Consider the following 12883-nt stretch of genomic DNA (forward strand, 5'->3'; position numbering starts at 1 on the left):
CAATTCGTTATTGAGCAAGCACTTTTTTAATAAGTTCAATAAGTTCTTCGCCAAATGTATTTGGATTTAACATGTTTTGGACACCTAAAGCATGTTGTCCTTCATTAACTTCAATCTCGTTAATTAAATGTTTAGACGCCACAATAATGTCAACATTAGGTAACCGTGATTTGTAATCTGTCACCGCGCAAGAATCCATGACATTGGCGATGCCTTTCTTATCTAAATAATTAGCTATTTTCATTTTCATCATCATAGAAGAGCCTTGTCCGCTACCACATACCGCTAAGATTCGTACTGCACGTCCTTCGCTTATTGCTACTTCATCCATTTTTTCTACAACATTTTCATTAACATCTTGATGAATATTGTTTTGTTCTGGTTCAGTTTTTGCATTTGCTTCCTCTTGGCGTAATTGTTTAGCAGCAAAGAACATATACACTAACGCCAATGCAATAATCAGATAGATAAATAAGTGGGAGTAAGATAAACCTTGTATAATAGGTGGGAATAATATCGCCCAGTCAGCCATTCCCATCCAAGAGTCAATTGGAGTGCCATTTTTTGCAAAGATATGAATCACCCAAGCCGAACCAAATACCTCAATCATACCCATGACAAAACAGATTTTCATAACGGCTTTCCAACCACCAAAGTGATTAGCAAATACCCCAATAGTTGCGTTTGAGAAGAACATTGGAATAAAACCAGGAATGATCATAATCGGTGATTTAAATATAAGTAATAAGGCAATTGCTAAAAATTGTCCTAATGCACCCCAAATAAAGCCAAATACCATTGCATTTGGAGAAAAAGCATAAATTGCGGCACAATCAATTGCTAATACGGCATTTGGAATTAATTTTTCAGAAATACCTTTAAACGCTTCAGACAATTCAGCCACAAACATTCTGACCCCACCGACGATGACTTGTATTGCGACAGCGAATTTAAGACCTGTTTCTAAAATGTAAATTGTCCAATGGGTTGACCCTGCCATGGTTTGCAAATTATCCAAACCAAATGAAAGAAGGATGATGCCAAAAAAGAATGTCATCACAATCGCTGTTGCGGCGATGCTATCGTGAAAAATATGTAACCATTTAGGTAATTTTAGATTATCAACTGTATCATTTTTATCACCTAATTTAGGGGCTAATTTAACAGCAATCCAAGACCCCAATTGTTGTTGATGACCAATCGAAAACCCAGCACCTCCAGTAACGGCTTCTGTAGATTTAAACATCATATTAGAAAAAATACCCCAATATAATGCGGTAATAATGGCGGAGTAGATTATTGTCTCCCACATACCGTAACCAAACAGAAAATAAAACAGAGCAATTAATCCCACTTGTTGGAACATAATATGACCCGTTAACATAATGGTGCGAATACCTGTGATACGGCGAAAAATTACTAGAAGGATATTGATAGCCAATGCGAGTAATACGGCATAACCAACCCAAGAATATTTATCACCCATATTATGTTCTACAGTCATCATAGAAGCATAAACATCAATAATCGATCCATTAATGCCATGATACTCAGCCAGTTTGGCAATCACTGGTTTAAATGTTGAAACCAGTACACCTGAACCAACTTGTAACAACATAAAACCAACAATGGTTTTGATTGTTCCTTTCAAAATTGTAGTTATATCTTTGCGTAAAAGACAATAACCTAACATTGTTACTAAGCCGAGTAACAATGGTGCTTTAGTCATGACTTGACTATAAAAAATATAAAATACGTTATAGATTACTTCCATATGCCCCTCTCATTGGTTATGGGCTTTTTTAAAATTTGAAGTTTATATCGTGCTTACTAAGCAGTAATAAAACTTATCCTAATGCCCTTTTTTATATAGTTGTTCACTGTCGAATGAATCTTTGAGCTAAATTAACCCTATACTTTGTTAATCAAATTAAGATGGTTTGATTAACGCTTGTTATATTCTATAATCAAAATAAATCACACAATGATTATTTATGATTATTTTGATGAAGATCACTTTTCTATAAAATCAGAAACCATATCTGTGATCAACTTCACATAATAATGAAAAAAAACTACATTAATTTAAACCTATATTTATAATTATCAATAGATTAAATAAATATTGACAAATAAAAACAATAAGATAATTGACAATTTTAATAATGAAAATTATTATCAAAATAATCAAAAATAATCAAATTAAAATAAGGGATCTTAATGAATGAATTAACGCGACATAATGAGATCGTCGCTTTGGTTAACGAGAAAGGTGAATTAAAAGTGACCGAATTAATCAGTCATTTTTCAATATCACCTGCTACGGCTCGAAGAGATATCACCAAATTAGATCAAGATGGTCGTGTCAAAAAAGTACGCAATGGCATTATGCGTCTTGAAGAACAAAAACCAATTTGGGCTCCAATAGGTAATAACAATACTGATCATTATCACGAAAAGGCGCGGATTGCGATTCGAGCAGCTAAGTTATGCGGTAGTGATGAAAATATAGTGATTAATTGTGGTTCAACGGCATTTTTATTAGGGCGAGAACTTTGTGGAAAAAATGTATCAATCATCACTAATTATTTTCCTTTAGCGTGTTATTTGATTGAACATGACCACGAAAATGTGATCATTATGGGTGGGTTATATAATAAAACACAAAATATCATACTCAATCCTATTGCAAGTATCACCGATTCTTATGCCGCAAAATGGATGTTTACTAGTGGAAAAACATTAACGTCAACAGGTCTTTATAAAAGTGAAATTTTAGGTGCTGTTGCTGAACAACAGATATTAGAGAAAGCAGAAAAATTAGTTGTAGTGGTTGATAGCTCAAAGATCGATACCAAAGCTAACTCTGGCATGCTTTTTTGCCCAGTAAATAAAATTGATATTTTGATTACTGGGGCGCAAGCAAATAAGGAAGTAATTGAATGCATTAAAAAGCAGGGAGTTGAAGTGATATTAGTCTAACTATTAAATAAAAAAGGAACATAGTATGAGTAAAGTAAATGAAATTACCCGAGATTCTTGGATTTTAAACACTTTTCCTGAATGGGGAACTTGGTTAAATGAAGAGATTGAAAACACCGTTGTGAAACCAAATACTTTCACCATGTGGTGGCTAGCTTGTACCGGGATTTGGTTAAAATCAGCAGGTAATACTAATATCTCTGTCGATTTTTGGTGTGGTACAGGAAAAAAAACACATGCTAACCCATTAATGAACAAACAGCATCAAATGATGCGTATGGGTGGAGTACGTGAATTGCAACCTAATTTAAGAACCAGTCCATTTGTGTTAGATCCATTTGCGATTAAGGAAATTGATGCCGTTATGGCAACTCATGATCATGCCGATCATATTGATGTCAATGTCGCTGCTGCTGTAATTCAAAATTGTTCTCCAAAAGTTAAATTTATTGGTCCAAAAGCTTGTGTTGAGTTATGGAAAAGTTGGGGGGTACCAGAAGATCGTTGCATCGTTGCTAAAGTTGGTGACACAATTAAAGTAGGTGATATTACAATTCATGTACTAGATTCTTTTGATAGAACATCATTAGTCACGTTACCAAAAGGCGTATCTTCTACCGATAAATCAATTTTAGATGGTATGAATGATCGTGCTGTTAACTATTTATTTGAAACTTCAGGAGGATCACTTTACCATTCAGGAGATTCTCATTATTCTAACTACTATGCCAAACATGGTAATGATCATAAAATTGATGTGGCTTTACTTTCTTATGGTGAAAACCCTCGTGGCGTTACCGATAAAATGACTTCATCAGACATTTTGCGTGCGGCTGAATCGCTTAATACCAAAGTAGTGATTCCATTCCATCATGATATATGGTCAAATTTCCAAAGTGATCCTCGTGAAATTGAAGTTCTTTGGGAAATGAAAAAAGATCGTCTTGAATATCAATTTAGACCATTTTTCTGGCAAGTTGGGGGTAAATATACATATCCTACAGATCAACATAAAATGCATTATCAGCATTATAGAGGATTTAGAGATATCTTTACTGATGAACCAGAATTACCATATCGTTCATTTTTATAAAAATAATAGGAATTATTAAAATCAATCAATCTAAAAAGTAAGTTTTGTTGATTATTTTCATAAATAACTGGACCGATGATTGTATCGGTCCATAGTAATTGAATATCGATAGGGAAATAAAACTAACATCTAAAATCATAAACGTCTAATTATTCAATAGTGTTGAAATATCAGACCAAATCTCGAATTTAATTACATTTTTTTACTGAAACGTTATGTTAACCTCAAACTTTTTGACAAAATCTTTTTAGCTGTTTAGTTGTTATCAATCAATACGTTTAATAAAATGCTTTACCTTAAATCCCATTACGATCAATGATGCAAAATAGATAATAATACCAGAAATAACTAACACTAGTAGTCGTCCAATACGCATTAACATTGATCCAGTTGACCAATCAGGTAATAGTTGTGCACCAAACCATAAAACGACGGACATTAAAATAACAGCAATAATAACTTTAGCTAAAAATTTATACCATCCTGGCTGAGGTTGATATAGTTGTTTTTTACGTAATTGCCAGAACAATAACGCTGCATTGAAACAAGCCGCAAGGCCAATTGAAAGCGAAAGCCCAGCATGTTGTAATGGACCAATAAAAACAAGGTTCATCAGTTGTGTTAAAATTAAGGTAACAATTGCAATTTTGACAGGAGTTTTAATATCCTGTCGTGAATAAAAAGCCGGTGCTAATACTTTAATTAAAATCATCCCAAGTAAACCAACTGAATAAGCAACCAATGCTCGCTGGGTCATCAAGGCGTCATTTAAGGTAAATTGTCCATATTCAAATAAGGTTGATATAAGTGGTCGAGATATGACACCTAAAGCGACAGTACTTGGTAATGCTAATAAAAAACAGAGTCGCAATCCCCAATCTAGCAACTCTGAATATTGTTTATAATCACCTTTAGAAAAGCTTTTAGATAGCGATGGTAATAGAATTGTGCCAAGCGCAACCCCTAGTACTCCAGCTGGAAATTCCATAAGTCGGTCGGCATAATACATCCACGATACAGAACCAGAAATAAGGAATGAAGCAAAAATCGTATTAATAATTAACGAAATTTGCCCAACCGATACCCCTAAAATAGCAGGCGCCATCTGTTTTAATACTCGCCAAACGCCACTATCTTTAAAGCTAATTCTAGGTAATACCAACATACCAATTTTCTTTAAATAAGGGAGTTGATAAAGTAATTGTAAAATCCCTCCTACACCAACCGATACCGCGAGAGCTAATACGGGAGGATTAAAGTAAGGTGTTAAAAATAGCGTAAACATAATCATGCTAATATTTAACAAAGTTGGAACAAAAGCTGGAACAGAAAAACGATTCCAAGTATTTAATATCGCCCCAACCAATGACGCAAGTGAAATAAAAAAGATATAAGGAAAGGTAATGCGCAACATAGTTGTGGCAAGATCAAATTTTTCGCTAGATTCTTGCATAAATCCTGGAGCGGTTAACATAATAATAAAAGGTGCACACACTATGCCAATTAAGGTAACAATAGCTAATACTAAAGTTAATAAACCAGCAACATAAGCGACAAAAGTCCGTGTTGCTTCTATCCCTTGTTGATTCTTATATTCAGCTAAAATCGGTACAAAGGCTTGTGAAAATGCACCCTCAGCAAAAATACGCCGCAATAAGTTGGGGAGTTTAAAGGCAACAAAAAAGGCATCGGTAGCCATACCGGCACCAAAAAAGCGAGCAATGATAGCATCACGCACAAAACCTAATACACGAGATACCATGGTCATGGAACTCACTGTAGCTAAGGATTTTAAAAGATTCATTTATATAATACAGAGTCAAAAACCGACAATGTGGGATAGTCTACAAACTATTGCCTCAAAGCACCACGCTTTTTTAATAAAATAAGTTTTCTTGCAAACCGCCAGTGTTAAACTGACGGAAGATAATTTTAACGATCTTTTAATGGAATAAACGGCATAAGCTCACCAATATTTTTATAGGCAGGTCGAATTATGCGTCGATCATCAAAATTAAGCTCTTCAATTCGATGTGCACACCATCCAACGATTCGAGACATAGCAAATAATGGTGTATAAACTTCTCTAGGTAAACCTATCATGTCATAAACAAAACCTGAATAAAAATCAACATTGGCACATACAAGTTTTTTTGTTCTGGCATTTTTTCGATTAACAACAGCATTGATTGCTCGTTCTTCAAGCAGATTTAAGAAGTTATATTCTTTTTCTCGTCCTTTTTCTTTTGCTAGTTCATGTGCCATTTCTTTAAGTAATACGGCTCGAGGATCCGATACAGTATAAACTGCGTGGCCGATACCATAAATTAGCCCTTTTTTATCGAATACTTCTTTATTCAATATCCGCTGTAGATAGTTGTCAATTTCGTTCACATCTGTCCAGTTTTTTATTTGTTCTGCGAGATGTTTTAACATTTTACCAACTTGTAGATTAGCTCCGCCATGTAACGGTCCTTTTAATGAGCCAATGCCTGCGGCAATTGATGAATAGGTATCTGTACCTGTTGAACTCGTGACACGAACGGTAAATGTTGAATTATTACCACCACCATGTTCAGCATGAATAATCATAGCTAAATCAAGAACGCGCACATCAAGCTCAGTATATCCATCCGAGCCTTTCATCATATATAAAAAGTTTTCTGCTATTGAAAAATGTTCATGAGGATGGCGGATGTGCAATGATTTACCTTTAGCGCTATGACTCAACATATTGTAAGCATAAGCAATAATTGCAGGGAATTTAGCAATAAGATCGATAGATTGACGCATAAGATTATCACGCGAGGTATCATCCGCTTGTGAATCATAGGTGTACATTTCCAAAACCGTTCTGGCCAAAATATTCATTATATCGTGGCCTTCGAGTTCCATAATGGCTATCTTTGTCTGTTTTTCCAATGCCATTGATTCACCTAGTAATCTAGAAAAATCACTAAGTTCTTCTGCATCTGGTAATCGTCCTGATAGAAGTAAATAGATGGTTTCTTCAAAACCTGTTCGTTGTTCTTCTTGAGCATTGTGAACCAGATTTTCAATATCTATGCCTCGATATAATAATTTTCCTGGAATTGGTTCTAATGTGCCATCATCCAAATGTTTATAACCTAATACATCACCAATTTTAGTTAAACCGACTAGGACGCCTGTGTGATCGGCATTGCGTAATCCACGTTTTACATTAAACTTTTCAAATAATTGTGATTGAATCTTACTAGTATTTTTAACAGTTTCAGATAGCTTATAAACTAAAAATTTTTCTTTCATTTACAATTACTCCTTATTTTATAAGTTATCTATTACTGCTTGAGTAAATTGAGTGGTTGATAAGGGTTGCCCATTTTGCATGAAACGAGCTAAATCGCTAGTAGCTTTTCCTTGTTGAAATAAAGTTTCCATAGCTTTAGTAATCAGTTGACCAACTTCATGCCAGCCAAGATAATCAAACATCATGACACCAGAAAGTAATAGTGATGAAGGATTTGCTTGATTTTGACCCGCTATATTAGGAGCTGTGCCATGTGTTGCTTCAAAAATGGCGTGCCCAGTTAAATAATTAATATTAGCTCCAGGTGCTATACCAATACCTCCAACCATGGCTGCAAGTTGATCTGATACATAATCACCGTTTAGATTTAATGTAGCGACGACGGAATAGTCTTGCGGATTTAACAGGGTATTTTGTAAAAATGCGTCACAAATCACGTCTTTTACAATCAATTTAGATGCTGATATAGCATCATTTAAAGCCTTATCTGCTGTGGCCTTTCCATCTGTTTTTTGTATCTTCGCATATTGATTCATTGTAAAAACCGCATCAGAAAATTCTTTTTCAGCCAGTTCATATCCCCATTGTTTAAATCCTCCTTCAGTAAACTTCATAATATTCCCTTTATGAACTAAAGTAACTGAAGGCAGATTATGTTGTAATGCGTAGTTTATTGCAGATCTTATTAATCGTTCAGATCCCTCAATTGAAACGGGTTTGACACCAAAAGATGAAGTTTTAGGAAAACGCACTTTTTTTACACCCATTTGCTCAAATAAAAACTGATAAAATTTTTCGGCTTCTGGTGTTCCTTGCATCCATTCGATGCCAGCATAAATATCTTCAGTATTTTCTCGAAAAATAGTCATGTTAACTTTTTCTGGGTATTTTACAGGCGATTCAACACCTTTAAACCAGCGAACCGGTCGTAAGCATACATAGAGATCTAACTCTTGGCGAAGTGCAACATTAAGAGAACGAATGCCTCCACCAACGGGTGTTGTTAATGGCCCTTTTATGCCAATCAAATATTTTTTAAAAGCATTCATAGTCTCATCGGGTAACCAATTACCATTCAAATTAAATGACTTTTCACCAGCAAGTACTTCGCGCCATTCAACTTTACGCTTACCTTGATAAGCTTTTTCTATCGCTTTATCAAATATCTTATTCGCTGCCGCCCAAATTTCTTTACCAATACCATCACCTTCAATAAAAGGAATTATCAGGTTATCAGGTACGATGAGTTGTCCATTTGCAATCAAAACTTGCTGATTCATTTTATATTCCTCTTATTTGTGGTTTTCATTAAATTGTTCTTTCATTTTATTTAGAGCACTGCCCGCTTTAAACCAATCTATTTGAGATTGATTATAAGTATGAGCAACAGCAAAAGAATCTGTTGTACCATCATGATGATGAAGCGTTAATGTCAGATGTTTTTCAGGCATAAAATCAGTTAAACCGGTAATGCTAATCAGATCATCTTCACGAATTTTGTCATAATCAGACTTATCAACAAATGTCAGTGCTAACATTCCTTGTTTTTTTAGATTGGTTTCATGAATTCGAGCAAATGATTTAACAACTATCGCTTTAACATTCAAGAAACGTGGCTCCATCGCAGCATGTTCTCGTGATGAACCTTCACCATAATTTTCTTCGGCAATTACTATTGAACCAATGCCTTGTGCTTTCAATTTGCGAGCTAATGCTGGAACTTCGATGTAATCCCCCGTTTGAGTATCTAACACTGAGTTGCTTTTATGATTAAAAGCATTAATAGCGCCGATCAGCATATTATTTGAAATATTATCTAAATGACCGCGAAATTTTAGCCATTTACCTGCCATTGAAATATGATCTGTGGTACATTTACCCGTCGCTTTAATTAATAACGGTTGTGATATAATGTCTTTTCCATCCCAAGGAGAAAAAGGAGCAAGTTGCTGTAACCTTTCAGAATTTGTAGCAATATGAACTTCCACTAAACTGCCATCAGCAATTGGAGCAACATAGCCTGCGTCATCTACCTCAAATCCACGTTTCGGTAATTCATCACCGCTTGGCTCTTGAAGTTTGACTTTTTGTCCTTTATCGTTAATTAGGTTATCGGTTAATGGATTGAAGCTTAATTTTCCAGCAATAGATAATGCCACTACAATTTCAGGAGAGCACACAAAAGCATAAGTGTTTGGGCTGCCGTCATTACGTTTAGCAAAGTTACGATTGAACGATGTTACTATCGAATTTTTATGTTCATCGGCTACTTCATCACGGCGCCATTGTCCTATACAAGGTCCACAAGCATTTGCCATGATGGCAGCGCCAGCTTGTTCAAAATGATTTAATATACCATCTCGCTTGGAAGTATATTTTACTTGCTCGGATCCTGGATTAATAATTAATTTGGCTTTTACGGTGAGCCCTAATTGGTTAGCATTATTAATCACCGATGCGGCACGCATCATATCTTCATAGGAAGAGTTAGTACATGAACCAATCAATCCAACTTCCATATTATCTGGGTAATTATGTTCTTTAACTGCTGTTGCAAGTTGTGAGATTGGATAAGCTAAATCTGGCGTGAAAGGCCCATTTACATAAGGCTCAAGTTCGGAAAGGTTAATTTCAATCACTTGATCATAGTATTTTTCTGGTTGATCTAAAACAGCAGAATCTGGATTAAAACAGTCAACTAATTTATTCGCTAAATCAACCACCTCTTGGCGACCAGTTATCGCCAAGTAATCGGCAGATTTTTTACTATATGCAAATATGGATGTTGTAGCACCAACCTCTGCACCCATATTACATATTGTTGCTTTTCCTGTTGCTGATAAAGATTGAGCACCCTCACCAAAATACTCAATAATTGAATTTGTTGCACCTTTAACCGTTAAAATACCAGCAAGTTTTAAAATAACATCTTTAGGTGAGACCCAACCAGATAATTTACCAATCAATTTTACCCCAATAATTTTAGGCATTTTTAATTCCCATGGCATACCAGCCATGACGTCAACAGCATCAGCTCCACCGACGCCAATAGCTATCATTGAAAGGCCTCCTGCATTTGGAGTATGTGAATCCGTACCTATCATCATCCCACCCGGAAAAGCATAATTTTCAAGAACAACTTGGTGAATGATGCCGGCATCAGGCTTCCAAAACCCAATACCATACTTGTTTGATACATCTCGTAGAAATTGATAGACCTCTTGATTATTACTTTCAGCAATAATTAAGTCATCATGAGCATTTTTATACGCTTGAATTAAGTGATCGCAATGAACTGTTGATGGTACAGCAACTCTATTTCTTCCTGAATTCATCAATTGTAAGAGCGCCATTTGGGCGGTTGCATCTTGCATAGCCACTCGGTCTGGCGCAAAATTAACATAATCTTCACCACGTTTATAATTTTTAAGCTCTTCTCCTGGTGTTAGATGTGCATAAAGAATTTTTTCTGTTAAGGTTAATGGTTTTCCGATTCTTTGCCGAATGAGGTCAATTTTTTGTGGATAGTGCTGATAGATATATTTAATTAAATCAATATCGAAAACCATGATAACCCCCACTGCGTGTATTATAATATTTCCTAAAGTATTACGTTTAACCTGATTGAATATTTATGCTGTTTTTATGACTAAATATTCAATTAATATATCACTAAAAATTTTTTATGCAATTACATTGTTGTTAATAATAATTGAATATAATTTGCATGAAAGATGACCGGTGATATAGGCTATACTAACGAAATATGAATTAAGATGCATATCAAAGATATTTTAAAAATAACTAGTTATATAAATTATAGTAATGATAAGAACATTTAAATTAAATTAATAAAATAGCATAAAACTTAACTAACACTTGGTTTACCTACCGTATTGATATGTGCTAAATTGTCGGTCCGACAACATATATACTTATTTTTTTATGAATCAAACTACAAATTCGTCACCGATTAGAACCGGCGGCTTTTTAAATACTATAGAACGAATTGGAAACAAAATCCCCGATGTCACCACACTTTTTTTCTTTGCTTTAATTATCTGTTTTGTTGCTTCATTTTTACTTTCATTTGTGAGCTTCGATTTTATAAATCCAGTAACTAAAGAAAAACTGGCGGTCGTTAATATGCTAGCGCCTGATCATTTAGTAACATTTTTTACTAAAATGGTACCCAATTTTGTTAGTTTTCCCCCACTGGGCATTACTATTGTTGCCACATTAGGTATAGGAATTGCGGAAAGTAGTGGCTATATTCATGTATTACTTAAAAAGTTATTGGCTGTAACTCCCCAAAAATTAGTTACTCCGTCAGTTATCTTTGTCAGTATGGTTTGTCATATTGCAGCTGACTCTGCTTATGTTATTTTAATGCCTGTTTCGGCAATGATGTTTTATGCAACAGGCCGTCATCCTCTGGCTGGGATAGCGGCCTCATTTGCAGGATTAGCAGGTGGTTTTAGTTCAAGTTATACGCCATCAATCATCGATCCGATCATGCAAGGTTTTACCCAAAGTGCGGCACAAATTATCGATCCATCTTATCAAGTTAATGTTTTATGTAACTATTTTTTAAGTTTTGGAGGTACATTCTTTGTGTTAATTGCTTGTTGGTTTATAACAGATAAAATTGTTGAACCTCGCTTAAAAGCAACGATGCCACTAAATAACGATCTTGAACTTAATAATTTGGCTAATTCACCAGCAATTACACCTTTAGAAAATCGCGCTTTTAAAATCGCTTCTTGCATATTTTTGATTATTGCTATTGGATTAGTATTGTTACTGTTACCTGAAAATTCTTTACTGCGTGCACCTGATGGTAGTTTAACCAGCAATCAAGCACCGATTATGCAAATTATTGTACCTTTATTATTTGTTTTTTTTGCTATTCCTGGTTTAATCCATGGCGTAATCACTGGCGCATTTAAATCATCACGTGATATTGTCAAATCAATGGAAAAGATTACTCAATCTCTTATTCCTTTTATTGTTTTTGCATTCTTTTGTGCACAGTTTTTATATGTTTTTTCACACTCCCAAATAGGGACATTGATTGCCATTGGTGGTGCTGAATTTTTAAAAGCCTTACATTTACCATCGGTTGTCACTATTTTTGGTGTGATCATTTTAACTAGCATGTTAAATGTATTAATTACTTCTGCTTCGTCAAAATGGGCTATTTTAGCGCCGATCTTCGTTCCTATGCTCATGTCTGTTGGTATCTCACCAGAACTAACACAAGCGGCCTATCGTATTAGCTCAGCAGTCAATGTTAGTACACCAATGTTTGCTTTCTATCCTTTAATCATTGCCTATTGTCAGCAGTATTGTAAAAATACTGGAGTGGGTACTTTAAGCTCTATGATGATCCCATATACTGCGGGCTTACTTATTGCTTTAACAATTAATTTACTGCTATTTTGGTTCCTAGGACTGCCTATCGGCTTTGATAGTGGTTATGTTTATCCACCCGTGAATCATTAGTCATCAATAAGGAG

8 protein-coding genes are annotated in these 12883 nt (G+C 35.0%); 3 read left to right on the forward strand and 5 right to left on the reverse strand.

What is annotated here, in order from left to right:
• Positions 1-7: 7 nt before the first annotated feature.
• Positions 8-1774, reverse strand: coding sequence for a PTS ascorbate-specific subunit IIBC (locus GAPWK_RS12040; protein ID WP_025316474.1), 1767 nt, complete (start codon positions 1772-1774; stop codon positions 8-10).
• A 446-nt stretch (positions 1775-2220) separates the two neighbouring features.
• Between GAPWK_RS12040 and ulaR the strand changes: the two genes are divergently transcribed.
• Positions 2221-2982, forward strand: a complete 762-nt coding sequence (gene ulaR, locus GAPWK_RS12045; protein ID WP_025316475.1) for an HTH-type transcriptional regulator UlaR — start codon at positions 2221-2223, stop codon at positions 2980-2982.
• A gap of 25 nt (positions 2983-3007) precedes the next feature.
• Positions 3008-4075, forward strand: a complete 1068-nt coding sequence (ulaG, locus tag GAPWK_RS12050; RefSeq protein ID WP_025316476.1) for an L-ascorbate 6-phosphate lactonase — start codon at positions 3008-3010, stop codon at positions 4073-4075.
• A 265-nt stretch (positions 4076-4340) separates the two neighbouring features.
• On the opposite strand, the gene murJ is transcribed toward ulaG, so the two are convergent.
• The 4 genes from murJ to GAPWK_RS12070 form a co-directional block, all read right to left on the reverse strand.
• Positions 4341-5879, reverse strand: a complete 1539-nt coding sequence (murJ, locus tag GAPWK_RS12055) for a murein biosynthesis integral membrane protein MurJ (RefSeq protein ID WP_025316477.1) — start codon at positions 5877-5879, stop codon at positions 4341-4343.
• 128 nt (positions 5880-6007) lie between these two features.
• Positions 6008-7363: a citrate/2-methylcitrate synthase gene (locus GAPWK_RS12060; RefSeq protein ID WP_025316478.1), complete on the reverse strand. Its 1356-nt coding sequence runs from the start codon at positions 7361-7363 to the stop codon at positions 6008-6010.
• An 18-nt stretch (positions 7364-7381) separates the two neighbouring features.
• A complete protein-coding gene (icd, locus tag GAPWK_RS12065; protein WP_025316479.1) occupies positions 7382-8644 on the reverse strand; it encodes an NADP-dependent isocitrate dehydrogenase in 1263 nt (420 codons plus the stop codon).
• A gap of 12 nt (positions 8645-8656) precedes the next feature.
• A complete protein-coding gene (locus GAPWK_RS12070; RefSeq protein ID WP_025316480.1) occupies positions 8657-10933 on the reverse strand; it encodes an aconitate hydratase in 2277 nt (758 codons plus the stop codon).
• Between the two features lie 376 nt (positions 10934-11309).
• On the opposite strand from GAPWK_RS12070, the gene GAPWK_RS12075 reads away from it, so the two are divergent.
• A complete protein-coding gene (locus GAPWK_RS12075) occupies positions 11310-12869 on the forward strand; it encodes an AbgT family transporter (RefSeq protein WP_025316481.1) in 1560 nt (519 codons plus the stop codon).
• Positions 12870-12883 lie beyond the last annotated feature (14 nt).

This window comes from Gilliamella apicola (assembly GCF_000599985.1).
Classification (GTDB): domain Bacteria; phylum Pseudomonadota; class Gammaproteobacteria; order Enterobacterales; family Orbaceae; genus Gilliamella; species Gilliamella apicola.